Annotated in this window: 22 protein-coding genes and 1 pseudogene; 12 read left to right on the plus strand and 11 right to left on the minus strand. The window is 71.8% G+C overall.

The features are described from left to right. Nucleotides 1-67 precede the first annotated feature (67 nt). The 3 genes from NOO62_RS12310 to NOO62_RS12320 are packed head-to-tail and all read right to left on the minus strand — an operon-like array spanning nucleotide 68 to nucleotide 3,117. Nucleotides 68-1,504, minus strand: coding sequence for a bifunctional RNase H/acid phosphatase (locus tag NOO62_RS12310; RefSeq protein ID WP_268770930.1), 1,437 nt, complete (start codon nucleotides 1,502-1,504; stop codon nucleotides 68-70). 21 nt (nucleotides 1,505-1,525) lie between these two features. After that, nucleotides 1,526-2,269: a zinc ribbon domain-containing protein gene (locus tag NOO62_RS12315; RefSeq protein ID WP_268775589.1), complete on the minus strand. Its 744-nt coding sequence runs from the start codon at nucleotides 2,267-2,269 to the stop codon at nucleotides 1,526-1,528. Next, nucleotides 2,266-3,117, minus strand: coding sequence for a Nif3-like dinuclear metal center hexameric protein (locus NOO62_RS12320; protein ID WP_268770931.1), 852 nt, complete (start codon nucleotides 3,115-3,117; stop codon nucleotides 2,266-2,268). The genes NOO62_RS12315 and NOO62_RS12320 overlap by 4 nt, the downstream gene beginning before the upstream one ends. Before the next feature lie 273 nt (nucleotides 3,118-3,390). On the opposite strand from NOO62_RS12320, the gene NOO62_RS39265 reads away from it, so the two are divergent. From NOO62_RS39265 to NOO62_RS12335, 3 genes are all read left to right on the plus strand, one after another. Beyond that, nucleotides 3,391-5,067, plus strand: a complete 1,677-nt coding sequence (locus NOO62_RS39265) for a hypothetical protein (RefSeq protein ID WP_414930810.1) — start codon at nucleotides 3,391-3,393, stop codon at nucleotides 5,065-5,067. 44 nt (nucleotides 5,068-5,111) lie between these two features. Further along, nucleotides 5,112-5,273 (plus strand): hypothetical protein, encoded by a 162-nt coding sequence (locus tag NOO62_RS12330; RefSeq protein WP_268770932.1) that lies wholly within the window; start codon nucleotides 5,112-5,114, stop codon nucleotides 5,271-5,273. Nucleotides 5,274-5,541: 268 nt separating this feature from the next. Continuing rightward, nucleotides 5,542-5,973: a hypothetical protein gene (locus NOO62_RS12335; protein ID WP_268770933.1), complete on the plus strand. Its 432-nt coding sequence runs from the start codon at nucleotides 5,542-5,544 to the stop codon at nucleotides 5,971-5,973. A gap of 128 nt (nucleotides 5,974-6,101) precedes the next feature. Here NOO62_RS12335 and NOO62_RS12340 read toward each other — a convergent pair whose 3' ends face one another. The 3 genes from NOO62_RS12340 to NOO62_RS12350 all read right to left on the minus strand — a co-directional run bounded on the left by NOO62_RS12340 (nucleotide 6,102) and on the right by NOO62_RS12350 (nucleotide 9,144). Continuing rightward, the gene (locus tag NOO62_RS12340; RefSeq protein ID WP_268770934.1) at nucleotides 6,102-7,043 is read right to left on the minus strand and encodes a 3-oxoacyl-ACP reductase; all 942 of its coding nucleotides are present in this window, start codon (nucleotides 7,041-7,043) and stop codon (nucleotides 6,102-6,104) included. A 71-nt stretch (nucleotides 7,044-7,114) separates the two neighbouring features. Continuing rightward, nucleotides 7,115-8,191, minus strand: coding sequence for a Zn-dependent alcohol dehydrogenase (locus tag NOO62_RS12345; RefSeq protein WP_268770935.1), 1,077 nt, complete (start codon nucleotides 8,189-8,191; stop codon nucleotides 7,115-7,117). 98 nt (nucleotides 8,192-8,289) lie between these two features. Further along, nucleotides 8,290-9,144 carry a MaoC/PaaZ C-terminal domain-containing protein gene (locus tag NOO62_RS12350; protein WP_268770936.1) on the minus strand — a complete coding sequence of 285 codons (855 nt, stop codon included), beginning with the start codon at nucleotides 9,142-9,144 and terminating at the stop codon, nucleotides 8,290-8,292. A 318-nt stretch (nucleotides 9,145-9,462) separates the two neighbouring features. Between NOO62_RS12350 and NOO62_RS12355 the strand changes: the two are divergent. The 8 genes and pseudogenes from NOO62_RS12355 to NOO62_RS12390 all read left to right on the plus strand — a co-directional run. Then, a pseudogene (locus NOO62_RS12355) lies at nucleotides 9,463-9,696 on the plus strand (ABC transporter permease); the annotation flags it as partial. Nucleotides 9,697-9,728: 32 nt separating this feature from the next. Next, nucleotides 9,729-11,039 (plus strand): sensor histidine kinase, encoded by a 1,311-nt coding sequence (locus tag NOO62_RS12360; protein WP_268770937.1) that lies wholly within the window; start codon nucleotides 9,729-9,731, stop codon nucleotides 11,037-11,039. A 65-nt stretch (nucleotides 11,040-11,104) separates the two neighbouring features. Further along, entirely contained in the window at nucleotides 11,105-11,374 is a 270-nt protein-coding gene (locus tag NOO62_RS12365) for a hypothetical protein (protein WP_268770938.1), read from the plus strand. Next, nucleotides 11,355-11,873 (plus strand): DUF6879 family protein, encoded by a 519-nt coding sequence (locus NOO62_RS12370; RefSeq protein ID WP_414930811.1) that lies wholly within the window; start codon nucleotides 11,355-11,357, stop codon nucleotides 11,871-11,873. Before NOO62_RS12365 ends, NOO62_RS12370 begins: the two co-directional genes overlap by 20 nt. A gap of 6 nt (nucleotides 11,874-11,879) precedes the next feature. Next, nucleotides 11,880-12,734, plus strand: coding sequence for a helix-turn-helix domain-containing protein (locus tag NOO62_RS12375; protein ID WP_268770939.1), 855 nt, complete (start codon nucleotides 11,880-11,882; stop codon nucleotides 12,732-12,734). A gap of 501 nt (nucleotides 12,735-13,235) precedes the next feature. Further along, nucleotides 13,236-13,730, plus strand: coding sequence for a glycine-rich domain-containing protein (locus tag NOO62_RS12380; RefSeq protein WP_268770940.1), 495 nt, complete (start codon nucleotides 13,236-13,238; stop codon nucleotides 13,728-13,730). A gap of 32 nt (nucleotides 13,731-13,762) precedes the next feature. After that, complete coding sequence (locus NOO62_RS12385) at nucleotides 13,763-14,023, plus strand: hypothetical protein (protein WP_268770941.1); 261 nt, start codon at nucleotides 13,763-13,765, stop codon at nucleotides 14,021-14,023. 99 nt (nucleotides 14,024-14,122) lie between these two features. After that, on the plus strand, nucleotides 14,123-14,764 hold the full coding sequence (locus NOO62_RS12390) for a response regulator transcription factor (protein WP_268770942.1): 642 nt from the start codon (nucleotides 14,123-14,125) through the stop codon (nucleotides 14,762-14,764). A gap of 36 nt (nucleotides 14,765-14,800) precedes the next feature. On the opposite strand, the gene NOO62_RS12395 is transcribed toward NOO62_RS12390, so the two are convergent. Genes NOO62_RS12395 through NOO62_RS12405 form a run of 3 tightly spaced genes read right to left on the minus strand, consistent with a single transcriptional unit; the run spans nucleotide 14,801 to nucleotide 17,613 of the window. Continuing rightward, nucleotides 14,801-15,622, minus strand: a complete 822-nt coding sequence (locus tag NOO62_RS12395; protein ID WP_268770943.1) for a hypothetical protein — start codon at nucleotides 15,620-15,622, stop codon at nucleotides 14,801-14,803. After that, nucleotides 15,622-16,185: a SigE family RNA polymerase sigma factor gene (locus NOO62_RS12400; RefSeq protein ID WP_268770944.1), complete on the minus strand. Its 564-nt coding sequence runs from the start codon at nucleotides 16,183-16,185 to the stop codon at nucleotides 15,622-15,624. Before NOO62_RS12400 ends, NOO62_RS12395 begins: the two co-directional genes overlap by 1 nt. 48 nt (nucleotides 16,186-16,233) lie before the next feature. Continuing rightward, nucleotides 16,234-17,613 (minus strand): MFS transporter, encoded by a 1,380-nt coding sequence (locus NOO62_RS12405; protein ID WP_268770945.1) that lies wholly within the window; start codon nucleotides 17,611-17,613, stop codon nucleotides 16,234-16,236. On the opposite strand from NOO62_RS12405, the gene NOO62_RS12410 reads away from it, so the two are divergent. Then, nucleotides 17,594-17,746: a hypothetical protein gene (locus NOO62_RS12410; protein WP_268770946.1), complete on the plus strand. Its 153-nt coding sequence runs from the start codon at nucleotides 17,594-17,596 to the stop codon at nucleotides 17,744-17,746. The two genes, NOO62_RS12405 and NOO62_RS12410, sit on opposite strands and share 20 nt — an antisense overlap. Nucleotides 17,747-17,892: 146 nt before the next feature. Here the strand turns inward: NOO62_RS12410 and NOO62_RS12415 are convergent, their stop codons facing one another. Together NOO62_RS12415 and NOO62_RS12420 are read right to left on the minus strand one after the other, a co-directional pair. After that, on the minus strand, nucleotides 17,893-19,092 hold the full coding sequence (locus NOO62_RS12415; protein WP_268770947.1) for a lipid-transfer protein: 1,200 nt from the start codon (nucleotides 19,090-19,092) through the stop codon (nucleotides 17,893-17,895). A gap of 10 nt (nucleotides 19,093-19,102) precedes the next feature. Next, on the minus strand, nucleotides 19,103-21,385 hold the full coding sequence (locus NOO62_RS12420; protein ID WP_268770948.1) for an acyl-CoA dehydrogenase: 2,283 nt from the start codon (nucleotides 21,383-21,385) through the stop codon (nucleotides 19,103-19,105). Nucleotides 21,386-21,426: the final 41 nt, after the last annotated feature.

Below are 21,426 nucleotides of genomic sequence, written 5' to 3' on the forward strand. Positions count from 1 at the left end.
AGCACACGGCCCTGCGCCAGCACGACGGTCCCGCGTCAGCACGACCGCCCCACGCCAGGGCGGCGCGTCAGCGCAGGTGCGACGTGTCGTTGAGGAGGCGCAGCGACGCGTTGCCGTCTGCGTAGTACGCCACGGCCGACACCGATGCCGCCGAGAGCTCCATGCGGAACAGGGCCTCCGGCGGAGCGCCGAGCGCGAGCCGCGCCAGCGTCTTGATGGGCGTGACGTGCGTGACGAGCAGGACGGTGCGGCCCGCGTAGGCACTGGTCAGGTGGTCGCGGGCGGCCGCAACGCGGCGCGTGACCGCGTCGAACGACTCGCCGCCCGGCGGCGCCGCGTCCGGCGAGGCCAGCCAGGCGTTCAGCTCCTCCGGGTGACGCTCGCGCACCTCGCCGAACGTCAGCCCTTCCCATGCCCCGAAGTCCGTCTCGCGCAGCCCGTCTTCGAGGTGTACGTCGAGTCCGAGGCGGGCGGCGACGGTGTGCGCGGTCTCCTGGCAGCGCTTGAGCGGTGAGGAGACGATCGCCTGGACCGTGCCGCGCGCGGCGAGCGCGGCGGCGACGCGTTCCGCCTGCTCACGGCCCACGTCGGAGAGGGAAGGGTCGGATCCGCCGCTCCCGGAGAACCGCTTCTCGGGGGTCAGCGCGGTCTCACCGTGCCGCAGCAGCACGAAGGTCGCGGGCGTGCCCAGATCGGCGGGGGCGGCCCAGCCGGCCCGCGGGGCCCGCGTGGCCTGCGTGGCCTGCGTAGCCCGCGTGGCCCGCGTGGCCTGCGTCGCGTTGTGAGCCGCGCGCGTGTCTGCGTCCTCCGCCACCCCGCCATGCGAAGAGGCCGCAGAAGAGACCTGGGGAGAGGCCGCAGAAGAGGTGGCGGACGAGACCTCGGGAGAGACCTCGGGAGAGACCTCGGGAGAGACCTCGGGTGAGACCTCGGCAAGGGCAGCACCGCCACCCCGCCCCGCGCCCGCCAGCGCCGCCCGTGCCCGGGCCGCGCCCGCCGCCGCGTCGCCCGGCGGACCGGCCGGAGCCTCGGCGGCCGACCGTGCGGCCCGCGCGTCGAACTCCGCCGTGGACGCCGACGGCGACCACTGCTCCCCCCGCTTGCCCGCGTCCATCGCCTCGTTCGCGAGCCGGTCGGCGTGCTTGTTCTTTTCGCGGGGGATCCACTCGTACGTCACCTGGGACGAGGGGAAGACCCGCGCCGCCTCCGCCGCCAGCGGCTTCATGTCCGGGTGCTTGATCTTCCAGCGGCCCGACATCTGCTCGACGACGAGCTTGGAGTCCATGCGCACGTGCACCGAGGCTTCGGGGTCCAGCTGATGGGCCGCCTTGAGGCCGGCCACCAGGCCCTTGTACTCGGCGACGTTGTTCGTCGCGACGCCGATGTACTCCGCGGCCTCCATCAGAGTCTCCCCCGTGGCCGCGTCGATGACGACCGAGCCGTAGCCCGCGGGCCCCGGGTTGCCCCGGGAGCCGCCGTCGGCCTCGACGATGAACTCGCGCATATCCAGGGAATCCTTACGCCCTTACAGGCCGGACTCGGACGTACGGACCAGGATGCGGCGGCAGTTCTCGCACCGCAGCACCGTGTCCGGGGACGCCGCCTTCACTTCGTTGACCTCGGTGATGTTGAGCTCCAGGCGGCAGCCCTCGCAGCGCCGCTGGTAGAGCTTGGCGGCGCCGACGCCGCCCTCCTTCTCGCGGAGCTTGTCGTACAGCTTGAGCAGGTCGGCCGGGACCGAACCCGCCACGACCTCGCGCTCCTTGCCGACCGTCGCGGTCTCGCCGTCGAGCTCCTCGAACGCGGCGTCGCGGCGCGCCGTCGCGTCGTCGATCTTCGACTGGACCGAGGAGACCCGGCCGGTGAGCTCGGTGACCCGCTCCTGCGCGGACTCGCGCCGCTCCATGACCTCGAGGACGACGTCCTCCAGGTCGCCCTGGCGCTTGGCCAGCGAGGTGATCTCCTTCTGGAGGTTCTCCAGGTCCTTCGGCGACGTGACGGCGCCGGAGTCCAGGCGCTGCTGGTCGCGGACCGCGCGCTGGCGCACCTGGTCGACGTCCTGCTCCGCCTTGGTCTGCTCGCGGGCGCAGTCGCTCTCCTCGGTCGTCGCGGCGACGAGCAGGTCGCGCAGCTGCGTGAGGTCCTTGTTCAGCGACTCGATCTCGGCGTGCTCGGGCAGCGACTTCTTCTTGTGCGCGAGCTGCTGCAGGCGTACGTCCAGGGCCTGGACGTCGAGCAGTCGGATCTGGTCGGCGGGCGCGGCGTTCAGTTGGGGGCTCCAGTTGAGTCGTGAGGTGCGGCCGCGTGGGCGGTCCAGGGGTCGGTGACCGTCTTCGAGACGTGGACGCGCAGTCCCCATCCGTGACGGTCGGAGATTTCGTCGAGCTGCGCGGCGGCCAGTTCGCACCACGGCCACTCGGTGGCCCAGTGCGCGGCGTCGAGCAGCGCGAGCGGGCTCTGCGCGCGGGCCTCCGACACCGGGTGGTGGCGCAGGTCCGCGGTGAGGAAGGCGTCCACGCCCGCGGCGCGTACGTCGTCGAAGAGGCTGTCGCCGGAGCCGCCGCTGACGGCGACGGTGCGGATCAGTCCGTCGGGGTCGCCCGCGACACGGATGCCCTGCGCGGTGGCGGGCAGCCGCTTCGCGGCGCGGTCGGCCAGCTCGGCGAGGGTCACGGGGTGGTCGAGCTCGCAGATCCTGCCGAGGCCGCGGCGGCCCCGCGGGTCTGCGGGGTCCGGCACGAGCGGACGGACGACACGGAGGTCGAGCGCGCCCGCGAGGGCGTCGGAGACGCCGGGGTCGGCGCGGTCGGCGTTGGTGTGCGCGACGTGCAGCGCGACGTCGTGCTTGATCAGGTCGTGGACGACCCGGCCCTTGAAGGTGGACGCCGCGACCGTCGTCGTACCCCGCAGGTAGAGGGGGTGGTGGGTGACCAGGAGCTGGGCTCCGAGCGCGACGGCCTCGTCGGCGATCTCCTGGACGGGGTCGACGGCGAAGAGGACCCGGGAGACCTGCGCTTCGGGATCGCCGCAGACCGTGCCGACCGCATCCCAGCTCTCGGCCAGATCGGCGGGCCACAGGACGTCGAGCGCGGCGATGACTTCAGACAGACGGGGCACGGAGAAAGGCTACCTTCCCGCTGCGCTCGGCATGTCGTGCGTCACGTACCGCTACGGGGGCGCTACGGAGGGCCCCCGCGTGGGGCGGGCGGAGGCACTGCGCGAGCCCCTGACGGGGCGCCCTGACGGGGCCCCGCCCCGTCTCACAGCACACCCGCCCCTGCCCTCTCAGGCGAATCAGGACATCGCCACCCTTCTGTGTGAAGCGGACGCCCGTCGGTGCCTCGCCAGTGCGGACGAAAACTAGCTTCGGGGCCGGAGGTGACACTCACGATGACAGCGCCACCAGCACCGACGGCTCCCCCGGCGCCGCCGAAGCCGCCGCCACCGGTCCGGGCCCGCATCCGGGTCCCCGCACCCGCCCGCACCGCGGGCTGCACCATCTCGGCGGACGGGGCGTACGCGGCACGCCTCGCCCGCGCCGCCGGATCGCCGGACGCCTGGTATCCCGAACGCTGGACCCTCGGCTCCGCCGAGCCGTACGCGGTACCGCTGCCCGGCAACCAGCCCGAGGAGCCGTCCACGGAAGTGCTCCCGATGACCGATGGCCGCGTCCTCATCCACCGCGTGGTGGGCGAGCGGCACGTCTTCACCCTGCTGTACCCGACGGGCCCCGGCACGGGCGAGGTACCGCTGGGGGCCGTGGAGTGCGGGGAGTTGACCCTGCTGCCGCCCGCGCCCGGCGGCACCCGCGCCTACGCCGTCGCACCCGGCACCCGCTCCTCGGACATCTGGCTCGTGGCGGGCGGCGCCTTCGGCCCCGAACACCTCGCCGCGGTGCCGGGGCGCTGCTCGGGCGGGGTCTGGCTGGACGGCACCGACCGCATGCTGGCCCTCGACCGCGAACTGGACGGCCGCACCAAGACGGTCGCGGTGGACCTGGAGCGCGGCGGCGAGGTCTCCCCGCTGCTGCAGATCTCCGAGGACAGCGACGACCGGCTGCTGCTCGCCGACGCCGACAGCGGCCTGCTCCTGATCCGCTCCGACGCGCCGGGCGACGACCGTCTGGGCTGGGGCGTCCTCGGCGGTACGCGGCCGGTGCGTTTCCCGGAGAGCCTGCGCCTTCCCGGCCTCACCGTGACGCCGTTCGCGATCCAGCCGGGGCAGGTCCTGACGCCGGAGGCGTGCGGGGTGGCGCTGCGGATCGACGGCCCCGCGGTCCCCGGCGGGGCGGGCAGCTGGCTCGGACTGTGGCGGCCCGCCGCCCGACAGGTGCTGCAACTCGCCGCGCCCGCGGGGTGGTTGACCGGCTCGGGGTGGTGGACGCGGGACGGCGACCTCTGTCTGCCGTACGCGACGGGGGCCGCGCCGTACGGGGTGGCGAGGGTGCCGGGACCGACCGCGCCCCCGGCGACTCCCCCGGCCACACCTCCAGCCCCACCTTCAGCCACACCTTCGGGCGCGCCTCCAGCCCCACCTTCAGCCACACCTTCGGGCGCGCCTCCAGCCCCACCTTCAGCCACACCTTCGGGCGCGCCTCCAGCCCCACCTTCAGCCACACCTTCGGGCGCGCCTTCAGCCACACCTTCGGCCACACCTTCGGCCGCGCCCCCGACCGGATCCCCGGCCGACTCCCCGACCGCATCCCCGGCCGCACCTTCGGGCGTGCCTTCGACCGGCCCCCCGGCCGACTCCCCGGCCGCACCTTCAAGCGCACCCCCGACCGGCCCCCCGGCCACATCCCCGGCCGCACCTTCGGACGTGCCCTCGACCGGCTCCCCGGCCACACCCCCGACCGCACCTTCGGGCATGCCCTCGACCGGCTCCCCGGCCACACCTTCAAGCGCACCCCCGACCGGACCCCCGACCGACTCCCCGCCTACCGAAGCGCCGCAGGACGACGTCCTGCCCGCCCCTCCGCCACCTTCACCGGATCCCCCGAAACCCTCCGCGACACGCCCGGTTCCCTTGCAGCAGGCACCCCTCGGCGGGCGGGCGGCGGGCGGTTAGACTCGCCCGGCTGTACGAACGATCTTCATTACGGGGTGAATGGCTTGACTACGACCGAGACCGTCACGGAGACACGGCAGAACACCGCACCGATGATGTCGGCGACCGCGCCCACCGGCGCGGGCAGGCACCGGGGCCCGGTGTCCGAGCACGACGAGCAGGCGGCGCCGCGTGGGCGGCACCGCAGGCAGGACGAGCAGTCCTGACCCGGACCGCCCGCCACATTGCAGAAACGTCTCGCCCCCGCGCCGCCACGAGCAGCGCGGGGGCGAGACGCATGAGGAGCAGGGGTACGCATACTTCCCCCCTCGGTCCGAGAGGGCGCGGGATGAGGTTCAAGGAGGGGCTTCGACTGGAGGCCGTGCGACGAGCCCCGGCGGCTCGGGGCTGAACAACCCTTGCGGCAAGGCGGCAAAGGGCAGCGCCTCCGGCCGCAGCGGCCGTGGATCAGGCCGGGTAGGTACCCTCGGCTCCGTGCCCCGTCATCCGAGGAAGCCCCGACGGCTGATCGCCGACGGGTGCGCGTACCTGTGGACGCTCCGTCACAGCCACAGCCACAGCCACAGCGTGGCGGACAGCGGCCGGTCATGCTGCGAGACCCTCACGCTGTACCCGCAGCCCCCCGGCACCGGCGGCCCCCTGCGCATCGTCTTCACCGAAGGCCCGGACCGGTACGTCCCGGGCGGGGCTCCCCTGGGCTCCGGCGACGTGGGGTACATCCGGGGCGCCTCCCTGAACCTGCACGAACCCGGCGCCGTCCGAGCCCTGCTCGACGCGGCGTCGACCCGCGGATGGCCCCCGGAGGGACGGCGGGCGCTGGAGATCGACGGCTGGTCCCTGCTGGCTGCGGCAGCCGCCGCGCGGGCCGGAGCGACCGGCCCCGCACCGCCCGTCTGCGGCGACTGAGGTCATGTGACCCAGCTGTCGGCGAAGAACTCCACGTCGAAGGCGACCCCGGTGAAACCGGGAGCGAACGGCCGAGCCGTCCGCCGCTCAGAATCCGTCCTACGGTCCGGCTGAGGGTTCGAGCCGGGTCACCCCCGCTTGAGGCCCAGCACCTCCGCCGCCGCGAACGTCTCGTTCGGCGGGCGGTCCGCGTAGTACGGGGAGAGTGCCTCGTCCAGCTCGTCGAAGGTGAACGCCTCCTTCGCCGAGTCGAACTTCGCCGCCACCTTCGGCCGCTCGACGACCGCGACCATGCCGCCGTGGACCACGAGCAGCTGCCCGTTGACCCGCCCCGCCGCGGGCGAGGCCAGATACCCGACGAGCGGCGAGACGTGCTCGGGCGCCAAGGGGTCGAGCCGCCCCTCCGAAGGCTCCGCGAAGCCCGCGAAGACGTCCTCCGTCATCCGCGTACGGGCCCGGGGACAGATCGCGTTCGCCGTCACCCCGTACTTGGCGAGTGCCAGCGCCGTCGACGTCGTCAGGCCGACGATGCCGCCCTTCGCCGCCGCGTAGTTCGGCTGGCCCGCCGACCCGGCGAGGAAGGCCTCGGACGAGGTGTTGACGATCCGGCCGTACACCGGGCCGCCCGCCGCCTTGGAGCTCTCCCGCCAGTGGGCCGCCGCGAAGTGGGTGGTGTTGAAGTGGCCCTTGAGGTGGACGTGGATGACCGAGTCCCACTCGGACTCGGTCATCGAGAAGATCATCCGGTCCCGCAGGATGCCCGCGTTGTTGACGAGAATGTCGAGTTTCCCGTACGTGTCGATCGCCAGCCGCACCAGCTCGCGGGCCTGTTCGTGGTCCGCTACGTCACCGGTGTGGGCGACGGCCCGGCCGCCCGTCGCCCTGATCTCGGCGGCGACCTCCTCGGCGGGCGCCGCCGACGCCTCGCCCGATCCGTCGCGGCCCGGCTGCCCGAAGTCGTTGACGACGACGGCCGCGCCGAGCCCGGCCAGTTCCAGCGCCTCGGCGCGGCCGAGCCCGCGGCCCGCGCCGGTGACGATCGCGGACAGGCCCTCAAGTGGCAGTGACATCGAAGTCCTTTCGGAACGGAGCCGGAACGAAGCCGGAACGGAGCTGGACGGCGGGTCAGCGGCGCCGCAGGTCAGATCTCGATGCAGGTGCGCAGGGATACGCCCGTCCGCATCTGGTCCAGCGCCTCATTGACCTCGGCGAGCTGCACCCGGTGCGTGATGAGGCCCTCCAGGTCGATGCGGCCGGCCCGCCAGAGGGCGATGGCCCGCTCGTACGAGGTGAGGACGTCGCCCCCGCCGTACATGGACGGCAGGATGCGCTTCTCGTCGAAGAAGAGCTCGAACATGTTGAACTGCAGCTGGTCGTCCATGGCTCCGGCGCCGACGACGCACATCGTGCCGCCGCGGCGCGTCGTCTCGTACGCCGTGCGGGCCGTGGCCGACTTGCCGACGACCTCGAAGACGTAGTCGAAGCCCTCACCCGCGGTGACCCGCTGCTTGGCGTCGGCAAGCTCGTCGGGCGACACCGCTTCCGTGGCGCCGAACTTGAGCGCCGATTCCCTGCGCGACGCGACCGGGTCGACCGCGACGATCTGCGCCGCGCCCTTGAGGCGGGCTCCTTGGATGGCCGATATGCCGACGCCGCCGCAGCCGATGACGGCGACCGACGAACCGGCCGCCACGTCCGCCGTGTTGATGGCGGCGCCGAGCCCCGTCGTCACGCCGCAGCCGATGAGCGCCGCGATGTCGAAGGGCACGTCGTCGGGGATCGGCACGGCGCATCCGGCGTCGACGACGACCTCTTCGGCGAAGGTGCCGGTGCCCGCGAAGCCGAAGACGTCACCGCCGGGGCGCTTGAAGTTGGGGGTGCCGGCGTTCATGAACCCGGCGAGACAGAGCTGGGTCTGCCCGCGCTTGCAGGCGGGGCAGATGCCGCAAGCGGGGAGCCAGCAGAGGAGCACCCGGTCGCCCTCGGAGAGTCCGGTCACGCCGTCGCCGACGTCGATGATCTCGCCGGCGCCCTCGTGTCCCGGGATGAAGGGGGCGGGCTGCGGGAGCACGCCGTTCATCGCCGACAGGTCGGAGTGGCACAGTCCGGTGGCCCGGACCCGGATCTTCACCTTGCCGGGACCGAACCCCGCGGTCTCGATGTCGTCGAGGACTTCGAGCTTCTCCTGGCCTGTCTCGTGCAGTACGGCTGCGCGCATGGTGCGGCTCCTCTCGTACGGAGTGCGGAGTGCGGAGATGTGGAGATCGGAGGTGTGGAGATCGGGGCGGGGGCGGGCCGGTCGGGGCCCGGGGTGGCTCAGGCGTGTTCGACGACCGTGTCGGCGAGGACCGGTGCGTCGTCCCGCTCGGCCGCCGTGACCGTGGCCTGCACGCGGCCCTCCCCGCGCCACATGCGGATCCGCAGCGTCTCGCCGGGGAAGACGACGCCGGTGAACCGGGTGCTGTAGCCGCGCACCCGTGACACGTCGCCGTCGAGCTGGGTGTCGACGACGGCCTTGAGTGTCATTCCGTAGGTGCACAGGCCGTGCAGGATCGGCTTGTCGAATCCGGCGAGCGCGGCGAACTCGGGGTCGGCGTGCAGCGGGTTCCAGTCGCCGGAGAGGCGGTAGAGGAGGGCCTGGTCCTCGCGTACGGGACGTTCGACCTCCAGGTCGGGGTCGCCCTCGGGTGCGGGGAGGCGGGTGGAGGGGCCGCGGTCGCCGCCGAACCCGCCCTCGCCGCGCACGAAGATCTGGGCGTCGCTCGTCCACAACGGCCCGTCGTCGTCGGCCACTTCGGAGCGCAGGACGAGGATCGCGGCCTTCCCCTTGTCGTACACCGCGGCGACCCTGGACGTCGTCACCGCCTTGCCCTCGACCGGGATCGGGCGGTGCAGCGTGATGCTCTGGCCGCCGTGCAGGACGGCGGCGAGGTCCACCTCGACGCCGGGCGCGGAGAGGCCGCCGACGACGCCCATGCCCGCGCCCGCGACGGTGGCGAAGCTGGGCAGGACGTGCAGCCGTGACTCGAGGGTGTAGCGCAGTTCGGCCGGGTCCGTGGCGGGCAGTCCGGCGCCGAGGCCCAGGTGGTAGAGCTGGATGTCCTTGTGGTCCCAGGCGATCTCGGCGGACCGGGGCTCGGCGGCCACGGCCTTCTCGGCGTCGATGGGCATCGGGTGGCAGCTCCTTGGGCCGACGGGAGAAGACCTCGGTGCGACCGTCCGCACCGTCGGCCGCACCGAGGTCGCAACAGGGCCGGAGGCCGGTGACGCGAACCGTCCCGCGGAACCGGCCGGTTCTAGAACGCGTTCCAGTCCGGCGATCCCATGTATAGCCGAGGCCCCAGCACTTGTGAAGCCTCCTGACGCGACGTCAGATAGGAGTCCGCGCGGGAAGCGGTGACATTTGTACCGGCCGGGTCCGTACGGTCGACTCTGCCGCCGCCCCGCCCCGGATTCGTAGCGTCATAGCCATGCCGAAGACAGTCAGCCTGCCACCTCGGACTCGCCGTGCTCGGCGGCCTCTGGTTCCCCGTCGCGCTGTTCCCGGAGTGGCTGCGCGCCATCGCCGACTACACGCCCACTCACCGGTTCGCGGACCTCGGAACGTCGGTGACCGAGCACAGCGCGCCCGGCCTGGTCACGGTGGCGGTGCTGCTCTGCTGGCTGCCGGCGTTCGGTTCGTACGCTGTGGTCTCGTACCGGCGCGCCGCGCGGACCGCGTGAGACGAAGTACCCATAGGACGAGGTACCTGGACATGTCCTGGAAGAACAGGGTCAGTTGCCGGATGCAGGAGCGGCGGGACGCGCGTTCCGACCGGAGGAACGCCCGCGCCGAGTGGAAGGGCGAGCACCGGCGCATCAAGGAGGAGTGGCGGGAAGGCCGCAGGACCGGCGGCAGAATCGAGCACCTGGGCCCGCCGCCCAACGGATTCGCGCTCCTGCCCTGGCTGCTCATGGGCCTGGGCGCCATCTCCCACCTCCTCAAGGGCGAGACCTCCAACCCCTGGATCGGCGCCCTCGGGGTTCTCCTCTTCAACTCCCTCTACGTCTTCATCGCCTTCCGCGCCTTCAACAAGTACACCCGCGAGGCACGCGCCACGAGGTTGGCGCTCGTCCTCCTCGGCCTGCTGACCGTCGCCCTCGCCGTCGCGTACGGCGGCAACTGGCTCCTCTTCTTCCCGCTGCTCGGCCTGGCCGTCGGGGCCATCGTGCGCGGGCGCCGTCTCGGGCCGATCAGCCTGGCCCTGAGCGTCCTCGTGGGCGTCATCGGCGGGTTCAGGGAGGGCTGGACCGGCCTGAACGTCGCCTACGGCACGTTCCTCTCCACCATGGTGACCGCCGCGATCCTCTCCCTCTCCGAGGCCGTACGCGAACTCCGCGAGACCCGTGAGGAACTGGCCCGCACCGCCGTCGAGGCGGAACGCCTCCGCTTCTCCCGCGACCTGCACGACCTGCTCGGCCACACGCTCTCCGTGATCGTGGTGAAGGCGGAGGCCACGCGCCGCCTGGCCCCACGCGACCTGAACGCGGCGCTCGGCCAGGTCGCCGACATCGAGTCCGTCGGCCGCCAAGCACTGACCGAGATCCGCGAGGCCGTCACGGGCTACCGCGAGGGCAGCCTCGCCACGGAGCTCGACCGCGCCCGCGACCTCCTCGAGGCGGCCGGTGTCGGCACGGTCGTCCGCCAGTCGGGGCCGCCCCTCGCCCCGCAGACGGCGGCACTCCTCGGCTGGGTGGTGCGCGAGTCCGCCACCAACGTCGTACGCCACTCCGGCGCCGCCCACTGCCGGATCGAGGTCACGGGCACGCCCGACGAGACGCGCCTGGTCATCACGGACGACGGTCGCGGCGAGGGCTCGGGCCCGCCCGGCAGCGGCCTGAAGGGCCTGACCGAACGCCTGGCCGCAGCAGGCGGCTCCCTCACCTCGGGCCCGTCCCCCCACTCCGGCTTCCGCGTCACGGCGACCCTGCCGGCAACCGAGATCGTCCCGACCCCGGACGCCCCCCAACACCGGTGCCCACCGCAGCGGCCTCCCGCGCCGGACACGAATCTGAGGCGGTCTTGACGCGTTCGTCCGTAGGCGTGATGGTCGTGCACATCCGTGCGACACACTCGGTGGAGGAGCGCGTCGTGGCCCTAAAGTTCCTCGGCATCTGGCCCAACACCCCCGACGACGGTTCGCCCACGATCTGGCTGGACGACACGACCGGCGACCTGATCATCCAGTCATGGACCGCGGATGATGCAACTGTCCGTCAGGCTCGCGAGGTTGGCTCGATCCCCGGTCACTCCACGGACGTACCGGACCACGAGAGCGTGATCCGTCTGCCCGCGAACATGCTCCAGTTCATCCCCCGCCCGGACAGTGAGGTCAACGACGGTGGCAACAGCGGTACGTGAAGCACTCGCCAAGGCGCAGCGTTCAGCCCTGCACCTTGAGATGCGGGACAGCTACATGCGGGACGACCCGGAGTTCATCCGCTGGCAGGAGGGGCACCGGTACGACCCGGCCGACCGCGAGTCATGGTGGCGGTCGTGGCTGGACGTGGTGGCCGAGACAACCGGCCGAGGGGTCCACATGCGCCGTCTGCGCGTCGTCTCAGAGCCGCTGAGTGACTACATGCGCTATGAGTACGACGGCACGTTCACGAACATTGCAGCGGGTGAGGACGTGCGTTGGCTACCTCGCTCGCTGACGCGCGGTCTGCTACTCCCCGCGCTGGACGGCTGGGTCATGGACGAACAGACCGTGATCCTGCACCACTTCAGCGGCGAAGGCCAGTGGACCGAACCCCGCATGGAAGTCGTGCACGACGCCGCGCTAGCCGAGCTGTACGTCAGCGCGTACGAGGCAGCGTGGAAACGTGCCGTCCCGCACGAGGAGTACCGGCCCGCCTGACGCACCATGGCTGTCTCCCCGTCTTCCAGCGCGCAGCAAGCCCGGCAGGCTCTGGCGGATCGTCTCGCTGAGCTGTGCCGGGATGCTGGCCTGACTGGCTCTGATCTCGCCGAGCGCTGCGAGTGGAGCCGGTCCAAGTCGTCACGGATCATGAACGGCCGTACGCCCCCCAGCGCTGACGACATTCGGGCCTGGTGCCGGGCGACCTGCGCGGAGGAGCACACAGAGGACCTGATCGCCTCGCTGCGGGCCGCCGAGGGCATGTGGGTGGACTGGCGCCGTATGGAGCGCGCAGGCCTGCGACGGGCGCAGGAAGCTCGTTTGCCGCTGTATGAGCGCACCCGCTGGTTCCGCTCGTACTCCTCCTGGCTGGTGCCCGGGCTGATCCAGACGTACGGGTACACCGAAGCGGTCTTGCGCGCTGTTCAGCGAAGGCGGGTACCGGTCGATGACGTGGCCGATGCTGTGGCCGCCCGCATGGACCGTCAGCGCGTGCTCTACGAGGGACGGCGACGCTTCGCGTTCCTGGTCGAGGAGTCCGTGTTGCACAACGGCTACGGCGACGAGGAGACACAGGCCGAACAGCTGGAGCGGCTGCGCTCCCTCGCTGACGGCGAGTTGGCGCATGTGAGCCTGGGTGTGGTCCCTTCGCGGCTGGCCCGCTCGCGTATGCCTGTCGAAGGATTCTGGCTCTACGACAAGGCGCAAGTCAACGTCGAGTTGGTCAGCGGGTACCTCACGATCACGCAGCCCAGCGAGATCAAGGCTTACGCCGACACGTTCGCGGAACTTGCCGATACGGCGGCCTACGGCGCGAAGGCCCGCGCGCTGATCGCCCAAGCCCTGGCCCCCCTGCTGTAATTGGCGTGCAACATCGTGCACTCTGCTGTGAGTTGAGGGCCCGGCGTTCCTAGCGTGGTGGAGAACGGACCACGCGAGGGGACTGCACCGATGACAGCGAAGACCGATGCGCCCGCGACCGACCCGATCAACGGGGAAGCTGGGTACGTCACGTTCACTGAGGACAGACCTGGCTGCCCATGAACCGCCTAGGCCGTTGGGCGCTGCGGGCGTTCCTCATCAGCGCGACCCTGCTCACCTACGCGGTGTGCGGCTACCTGCGCACGGATCCGTCCCACCTATAGACCGCTCGCCCCTCTCGCAGACGATGAACCGAATGAGCCTCCCAACCCCACGGAAGGCAACCCGCATGAGGGGCGGGCATCAAGTCCCGTCCGGCCTCACGCCCCGTCAAGCGGAGAGGCCGGGCGGGTCAGCACGCTGAGACCCCGCCCCCGGTTGGTGGAAACCCTGGACAGGTCGGCAACCGGGGGACGGGCCACACATCAGGGAGACACGCACATGAACCATGTACGCGACTTGCTCACCCCTGACGGGTTTGGGGGTGTCGTCGCAACAGTGCGCGACAACAACCCCGACATGCCCGACGCTACGGCACAGCGAATCGTGGTGGAAGCACTCAAGTTCGTTGTCGCTGCTGCCCAGTTCCCTACGGTCAAGAGCACGCCGTCCAACGTGGTGGACGAGGGATGGCACGCGCTGATCTTGCATACGAACCTGTACGCCAAGCTGTGTGAACGACTTGGTCGGTTCGTGCACCACTGGCCGGAGCGTCCCGACGAGGAGCGCCACGACCCGCACACGCTGACTCGCACCGTGGCGCTGATCGAACAGGCCGGGTACAGCGTGGACGGCGAGCTGTGGACGGGGCCGACCAAGGCTCTGGTTGCCGTGGCCGCGAATTGCTCGCACACACCGAAGCCGGGAGGGTGTGGGCCTATCAATCCCGGCAAGTGCGCGTCTCACTGCTCAGGGGGTGGGGGCGGCGGTAGCTAGGCTGCCCCCACGTACGGCTGAGAGGTGAGGGCATGGACGCGGAACAAGCCCGGCAGGTCGACGCCACGTTGAGGCGTCTGGGCATCCCTGGTGTGGTCGCGCCGGTAGATCCGGAGAACCCGGCGGGGGCGTGGCGCGTGTACGACAGCGCCGATCCTGCGACCCGTGAGGACACGACCGCTGACGCGCTGGCATCCGTTGGGGCGAAGTTCCGCGAGATCAGCCCCGAGCCCCCGGAGAAACGGCAGCAAGGCCCGACGCGGGGGTTCGTCTTCCCGCCTGCCGACGACTGAGCCCCTGTGGCTGCCCCGGTCGGTGTTCCCCGGATTCTCCGGCTCTGACCGGGGCCTTTTGCTGCTACGAGTTGGGGTGCTCGCCGTACTCTGACCCCCATGAACGAGATGCCCCGAGACCACCGCCCGGCGAAATCCGTAAGAGTTCTCCTCGCCGAGGACCAGGGCATGATGCGGGGTGCGCTGGCGTTGTTGCTCGGGCTTGAGGAGGACATCGAGGTCGTCGCTCAGGTCGGCAGGGGCGACGAGATCGTCGACGCGGCGCTCAACGCCCGGCCGGACGTCGCGCTGCTCGACATCGAGCTGCCGGGGCGCAGCGGTCTGGATGCCGCTGCCGACCTCCGTGAGGAGTGCCCCGACTGCCGGGTGCTGATTCTCACGACCTCCGGCAGGCCCGGGTATCTGCGGCGCGCCATGGAGGCGGGCGCGGTCGGGTTCCTGGTCAAGGACGGGCCCGTGGAGGAGCTTGCCGAAGCGGTCCGGCGGGCGTTGCGGGGCGAGACGGTCATCGATCCGGCGCTCGCCGCGGCCGCGCTCAGTGCCGGGCCCAGCCCGCTGACCGGCCGTGAGGCGGATGTCCTCAAGGCTTCCGTGGACGGGGCCACGGTCGCCGACATCGCGGGCACGCTGCACCTGTCGGAGTCGACCGTACGGAACTATCTGTCGGCGGCGATCGGCAAGACGGGGACGCGGAACCGGATGGAAGCGGTGCGGGAGGCCCGGCAGCAGGGGTGGTTGTGAAGCAGGCGGCCTGCGCGGCCGTGGCGTGGCGGGCCGTCAGTCCTCCTGCACTGTCGTCACCACCTTGTCCTCGCCGTAGAGCCGGGTGGACAGCAGCTTGCCCGAGGGGCCCGGCTCGCCCTCCTGCCGTGTGAACCACAAGTACGCGGAGCCCGCCGCCTCGTGGAGTTCCGGCTCGGACGTGCCGTGCTCGTACTCGTACTCCACACGCTTCGTCCCCGGGCCCACGTGCCCGACAGTGAGGGTCCTGCCCTTCACCTCGAACTCCACCGAGGCGAAGCTCAGGCCGTCGTCTCCGCCCGGCTCCTTGTCCTGCAGTCCAAAGGACGCCACCTTGTCCTTGCCGTCGGCTCTCACGACGATCGCGTACCAGGGCCGGTCGGCGTCCGGGACGGGGTCCGTCGTCCGCTCGTCCCACACGCCTGCCTCCGTCATCGCCTTCTTCTGGCCGCGCGCCTCCGCGTCGTCACGCGGCGCGCCCCACACCTCCAGCTCCACCCGCGCCACCGGCGTTCCGGAGCCGTCCCGCACCTCGGTCAGGGGGGTGACGTGAGGGGTGTAGACGTGCCGGGTGCGGGCGGTGCCGTGTTGTGCTGCCGCCCGTGTGTCGTCCCTGCCGTCCACGACGGCCAGTGCCAGCGAACCGGTCGAGGCTACGATCGTGGCGGCCGCCAGGGCGCCGAGGGCCCAGCGGCGCGTCTTCCTGCGCCGGCCGCCGCGCAGCACCGCCTGGTACGGGGCCGCACCGATCTCGACCTCGTCCGCCGCGTCCGCGAGGCGGTGGGCGATGTCACCGTGCGCGTCCGCGTCCACGTCCACGCCCACGTCGAGCCGCGCCGGGTCCTGGTCCCTGGTCATTACTTCTCCCCTCGGCTTCCGACCTTCTCGGTCAGTTCGGGTATGGCGCGCAGCTTGGCGATCCCTTTGGCGGCGTTGCTCTTGACCGCACCGACCGAGCAGCCCATGGCCTCGGCGGTCTGCGTCTCGCTCAGGTCCTCCCAGTACCGGAGGACGACCGCTTCTCGCTGGCGGGTGGGCAGTTGGGCGAGGGCGTGCAGCAGCGCGGCGCGGTCGTCCGCCTGTGCCATGCGGTCGCCGTGCTCGGGTCTGTCGAACACCGGGCCCGAGTCCTGCAACGACAGGAACTCCTTGAGCTTGCGGCGGTGCTTGCGCGCGTGGAGGTTGATCATGATCCGGCGCACATACGCATCCGGGTCACCCGCCGCGCTTACCCTCCGCCACGACACATACGTCCGCTCCAGGGACGACTGCACCAGGTCCTCCGCGGCGTACTGCTGCCCCGTGAGAAGGAACGCCGTGCGCATCAGGTGCGACCAGCGGCTCGTGACGAATGCCTGGAAGTCGTTGTCGGACGCCCCGTCGAACCCGCCCACTTCAACAGTTTGCTCTTGCTCCCCCATGAATGCCTCCTTGCACATTGGAGTCCATGGAGGCCGCAAACCGTTGCCTCAGTCGGTGTCCTGATCCCGGCCCCGGCGTCCCGGCATCCACACCAGCAGCACCGCCACCCCCGCCAGCAGGATGAACGCGCTGGTCCGGAACGCCATCGCGTAGCCGTCGGTGAGCGCCTGCGGCGACGTCGAGCCGCGCATCTGTGCCGCCGCCACCGTGGAGAGGACCGCGAGTCCGAGCGCGCCGCCCATGGTGCGCGAGGTGTTGACCAGGCCGGAGACGAGTCCCGCGTCGCCCGGCCGGGCACCCGACGTGGCGAGCGAGGCGAGCGGCGTCGTCGCGAGGCCCGCGCCGAACATCATCACGAGGCCGGGCAGCAGGATCGCGGTGACGTACGCGCCGTCGACCGTCATTGTCGACTGCCACCCGAAGCCCACGGACGCCACGACGATGCCCACCACGGACACGGTCTTCGGCCCGAACACCGGCATCAGGCGCGGCGCGAGCATCGAGCCGAGGACGACGGTGAGCGAGGACGGCATGAGGGCGAGGCCCGCCTTGAGCGGGGAGTACCCGAGGACGTTCTGCGTGTAGAGCGTCATGAACATCCACATGGCGAACATGCCGCCGCCGCACACGAACATCGCGGCGTTCGCGGCCGACACCGTCCGCACCTTGAACAGCTTCAGCGGCATGAGCGGCGCCTTCGTACGCGACTCCACCACGAGGAACGCCGCGAGCAGGGCCAGTCCCGCCGCGAGGGGTACGAGGGTCGCGGCCGCCGTCCAGCCCTTCTCCTCCGTCTGCACGATCCCGTACGCGAGGGTGGCGAGACCGGCCGTCACGAGCACCGCGCCCGGCACGTCCAGACGCCGGGTCCGGTCGGCCTTGCTCTCGGTGAGCCAGGCGATGCCCGCGACGATCACCAGGGCGCCGACCGGCACGTTGATAAGGAGCACCCAGCGCCAGGAGAGCAGGTCGGTCAGGACCCCGCCGACCAGGCCGCCCGCCGCGCCGCCGCCCGCGCCGACCGCCGACCAGACGCCGATCGCCCGCGCCCGCGCCGGGCCCTCGGGCACCGCCGACGTGAGGATCGTCAGGGTCGAGGGGGCGAGGACCGCCGCGCCGAGACCCTGCACGGCGCGCGCCGCGAGGAGCTGCCACTCGGCCTGCGCGAGGCCGCCGCCCAGCGAGGCGGCGGTGAACAGGCCCAGGCCGACCAGGAACATCCGCTTCCGCCCGAAGAGGTCCCCGGCGCGCCCGCCGAGCAGCATGAATCCGGCGAAGGCTATGGAGTACGCGTTGACGACCCATTGCAGGCCGACCGCGCTCATGCCCAGGTCGGACCGCATCGACGGCAGCGCGGTGTTCACCACGGACACGTCAAGGACGACGAGGAACTGGCCCGCGCACGCCGTGAGCAGTACGGCCCACACCGGGACGGATCTCTTCCGGGCGGGCGGCGCGGCCCCGGAGGGGGTTGAGCTGTCCACGGAGGACGAAGAGGGCGAGGGGAACGACTGGGGCGACTGGGGCGACTGGGGCGACTGGGGCGACTGGGACGAGTAAGTGGTGGAGGGCGTCTGGACCATGACAGCCATCCTCTCAAGCGAAACTCGAGCGACGCATCGGAAATTCGCTCGACGGGACCTCGGCCGACAGGACTAGGACCTCCCTCCCCGCCCCGCCCCCGCCCCGCCCCTGCCCACCAGGCCTTACGGCCTCCGCAGCACCGTCATCACCGCCGCCCCGCCCAGCCCGATGTTGTGCGCGAGCCCCACCCGCGCCCCCTCGACCTGCCTCGCCGCCGCCTCCCCGCGCAACTGCCACGTCAACTCCGCGACCTGCGCGATGCCCGTCGCGCCGAGCGGATGGCCCTTGGAGATGAGGCCGCCGGAGGGGTTCACCACCCACCGTCCGCCGTACGTCGTCGCGCCGCTCTCGACCAGCTTTCCCGACTCGCCGGGCGCGCACATGCCCAGCGCCTCGTACGTCAGGAGTTCGTTGACGGAGAAGCAGTCGTGCAGCTCGACGACGTCCACGTCCTCGATGCCGAGCCCGGACGCCTCGTACACCTGGCGCGCCGCCGCCCGCGACATCGGCTGCCCGACGGCGTCGATGCACGACCCGGAGTCGAAGGATTCGCCGGTGTCGGTGGTCATGGCCTGGGCGGCGATCTCGACCGCCTTCGGCTCCAGCCCGTGCCGCTCCACGAACCGCTCCGAGACCACCACCGCCGCCGCCGAACCGTCCGACGTCGGGGAGCACTGGAGCTTGGTGAGCGGGCGGTGGATGGTCTTGGCGGCGAGGATCTCGTCGACGGTGTACGCGTCCTGGAACTGCGCGTACGGGTTGTTCGTGGAGTGCCGGTGGTTCTTCGCGCCGACCGCGGCGAGCTGCGCCTCGGTCGTGCCGTACTTCTCCATGTGCTCGCGGGCCGCGTTGCCGAAGATCTGCGCGGTGGGCGGGGTCATCTCGAAGCCGTGGCGGGCCGCCATGATCCCGTAGTGCCGGGCCACGGGTGACGTCTTGAAGTCTCCCCCGTCGCTGCCACCGCTGCCGCCTCCCAGCGCTCCCCGCGCCATCTTCTCGAAGCCGAGCGCGAGCACGCAGTCGTTCAGGCCGCCCTCGACGAACTGGCGCGCCATCATCAGGGCGGTCGACCCGGTCGCGCAGTTGTTGTTGACGTTGTAGACGGGGACGCCCGTCAGGCCGAGTTCGTAGGCGGCGCGCTGGCCTGCCGTCGAGGCCTGGAAGCAGTACCCGACGGGGACCTGCTCGACCTGGTCGTACGCGATTCCGGCGTCCTCAAGGGCCTGGGTGCCCGCCTCCTTCACCATGTCCCAGTACTGCCAGTCGCGCGTCTCGGGCTTCTCGAACTTCGTCATGCCGACGCCCACTATGTACGCCTTCATCAAGGTCCCTTCAGTCACGCGGCAGGCCGAGAATGCGCTCGGCGACGACATTGAGCTGGACCTGGGTCGTGCCGCCCGCGATCGTCAGGCAGCGCGACATCAGGAAGCCGTGCAGCGCCCGCTCCGCCGCGCCTTCGCGGACCGCGCCCGCCGCGCCGAGGAGTTCGAGGGCGAGCTCGGCGACCTTCTGCTGGTGCGGGGTCTGGACGAGTTTGCGTACGGCGGCGCCCGCGCCCGGCTCCGCACCCGCGACCTGCCGGATGGTCGTACGCAGGCCGATGCAGGCGAGGGCGTGCGCCTCGGCGGCGAGCGCCCCGATGCGTGCGCGGTAGGCGCCGTCGAGTTCACCGGCCCGCGCGATCAGCGCCTCCAGGCCGGTGTCGAACGTCAACTGGTCCGCCATGTGGACGCGTTCGTTGCCGAGGGTGTGGCGGGCGACCCGCCAGCCGTCGTCGATCACGCCGACGACCGCCGTGTCCGGGAGGAAGACGTCGTCGAAGTACACCTCGTTGAAGAGGGCGTCCCCGGTGATCTCCTTGAGCGGGCGGACGTCGATGCCGCGCGCCGCCTTCATGTCGACGAGGAAGTACGTCAGCCCCTTGTGCTTGGGCGCCGACGGGTTGGTGCGGGCGAGGAGGATGCCGTGGTCCGCCCACTGGGCCGCGCTCGTCCACACCTTCTGCCCGTTGACGCGCCATCCGCCGTCGACGCGCTCGGCCCTCGTACGCAGGGAGGCGAGGTCGGAGCCCGCTTCCGGCTCGCTGAAGAGCTGGCACCAGAGCAGCTCGCCGCGCAGGGTGGGCGGGAGGAAGCGTTCGCGCTGCTCCTCGGTGCCGTACGCGATGAGGGAGGGGATCACCCAGGTCGCGATCCCGAGGTCGCTGAGCTTGACCCCGGCGTCTTTCAACTCCTCCTGGATCACCAGTTGTTGTACGGGGCCTGCGCCCAGTCCGTGCGGTGCGGGGAGGTGTGGGGCGGCGTAGCCGGTGGGGGCGAGGGCCTTGCGGGCCGCGGCCGGGTCGAGTCCGCGGGCGGGGGCGATCGCCTCGCGGGCCCGGGTCCGGTGGTCGTACGTTGCCACCTCCTCCGGGAGCTCCATGCGCAGCACGCGTCGCGCGCCGCCCTCCGCGAGCCGCACGGCGCGCAGCCGGTGCGCGTCGCCCGCGCCGAGCAGTTGCCGCGCGACGACCGCCCGGCGCAGGTACAGGTGCGCGTCGTGCTCCCAGGTGAAGCCGATGCCGCCGAGGATCTGCACGCAGTCCTTGGCGCAGGAGTACGCGGCGTCCAGGGCGGTACCCGCGGCGAGCGCCGTGACCAGGCCGCGCACGTCGCCGGGCAGGTCGGCGGGCAGGTGGGGCACGTCAGTGGGCACATCGGGCATGTCGGGCTCGTCCGCCGCGCGGGCCGCGTCCCAGGCCAGGGCCCGCGCCTGCTCCACGCGGACCAGCATGTCCGCGCAGAGGTGCTTGACGCCCTGGAACCGGCCGATGGGCCGCCCGAACTGCTCGCGCACCTTGGCGTGTTCGGCGGCGGTGTGCAGCGCCCACGCGGCGGTGCCGCAGGCGTCGGCGGCGAGTACGGCGGCGGCCAGGTCGCGGACGGTCGCGGAGTCCACGGCGAGCACCCGGTCGGCGGGGACGTGGACACCCCGTGCGCTCACTTCGGCGGTGGGGCGGGTCGGGTCGGCGCTGTCGTGGGTACGTACGGTCAGCGCGGCGGCGTCGACGGCAAGCCAAACCGGCCCCGCGACCGATGCCACCGCCGCACACGACGCGTCCGACGCGCCCGCCGCCCCCGCCGCCCCCGCCGCCCCCGCCGCCCCCGCCGCCAGAATCAGCACATCCGCCTCCCCGCCGGAGAGCACGGGCGGCGCCACCCCGTCAAGGACGTACCCGTCCGGCCCGGCGACGGCCGTCAGCGTGCCCGCGTCCAGCGCGACCGCCCCGATCCGTACGCCCCGCGCCAGTTCGGCCGCAAGATCGTGCGCGCCCGCCCTGCGCAGCACCAGCGAGGCGAGGGAGCTCGCCGCGAACGGCCCGGGAAGCGCGGCCCGCGCCGCCTCTTCGAGGACCACGGCCAGGTCGAGGAGGTCGCCGCCCCCACCCCCGTACTCCTCGGGCAGGTGAACACCGAGGAGTCCCTGCTCCGCGAGCCCGTCCCAGTGGGCGGGACGGCCGCCGCCGGGTGGTCCGTCCAGGAGCTTGCGCGTCTCCTCGGGCGGCACGGCGCGCGCGAGCCAGCCGCGAACCGCCGACGCCAACTCCCTCTGTTCCCGCGTGATTCCGATCCCCATGGACACCCTCGCCGGTAGCAGCTGCCGGGACGGCGACAGAG

This window comes from Streptomyces sp. Je 1-369 (genome assembly GCF_026810505.1).
Classification (GTDB): Bacteria; Actinomycetota; Actinomycetes; order Streptomycetales; family Streptomycetaceae; genus Streptomyces.

Coding starts and splice junctions, on each gene's coding strand:
- NOO62_RS12310 (WP_268770930.1), bottom strand. CDS start 1,504: ATGCGCGAGTTCATCGTCGAGGCCGACGGCGGCTCCCGGGGCAACCCG.
- NOO62_RS39265 (WP_414930810.1), top strand. CDS start 3,391: ATGACAGCGCCACCAGCACCGACGGCTCCCCCGGCGCCGCCGAAGCCG.
- NOO62_RS12340 (WP_268770934.1), bottom strand. CDS start 7,043: ATGTCACTGCCACTTGAGGGCCTGTCCGCGATCGTCACCGGCGCGGGC.
- NOO62_RS12345 (WP_268770935.1), bottom strand. CDS start 8,191: ATGCGCGCAGCCGTACTGCACGAGACAGGCCAGGAGAAGCTCGAAGTC.
- NOO62_RS12350 (WP_268770936.1), bottom strand. CDS start 9,144: ATGCCCATCGACGCCGAGAAGGCCGTGGCCGCCGAGCCCCGGTCCGCC.
- NOO62_RS12360 (WP_268770937.1), top strand. CDS start 9,729: ATGTCCTGGAAGAACAGGGTCAGTTGCCGGATGCAGGAGCGGCGGGAC.
- NOO62_RS12375 (WP_268770939.1), top strand. CDS start 11,880: ATGGCTGTCTCCCCGTCTTCCAGCGCGCAGCAAGCCCGGCAGGCTCTG.
- NOO62_RS12380 (WP_268770940.1), top strand. CDS start 13,236: ATGAACCATGTACGCGACTTGCTCACCCCTGACGGGTTTGGGGGTGTC.
- NOO62_RS12385 (WP_268770941.1), top strand. CDS start 13,763: ATGGACGCGGAACAAGCCCGGCAGGTCGACGCCACGTTGAGGCGTCTG.
- NOO62_RS12390 (WP_268770942.1), top strand. CDS start 14,123: ATGAACGAGATGCCCCGAGACCACCGCCCGGCGAAATCCGTAAGAGTT.
- NOO62_RS12395 (WP_268770943.1), bottom strand. CDS start 15,622: ATGACCAGGGACCAGGACCCGGCGCGGCTCGACGTGGGCGTGGACGTG.
- NOO62_RS12400 (WP_268770944.1), bottom strand. CDS start 16,185: ATGGGGGAGCAAGAGCAAACTGTTGAAGTGGGCGGGTTCGACGGGGCG.
- NOO62_RS12415 (WP_268770947.1), bottom strand. CDS start 19,092: ATGAAGGCGTACATAGTGGGCGTCGGCATGACGAAGTTCGAGAAGCCC.
- NOO62_RS12420 (WP_268770948.1), bottom strand. CDS start 21,385: ATGGGGATCGGAATCACGCGGGAACAGAGGGAGTTGGCGTCGGCGGTT.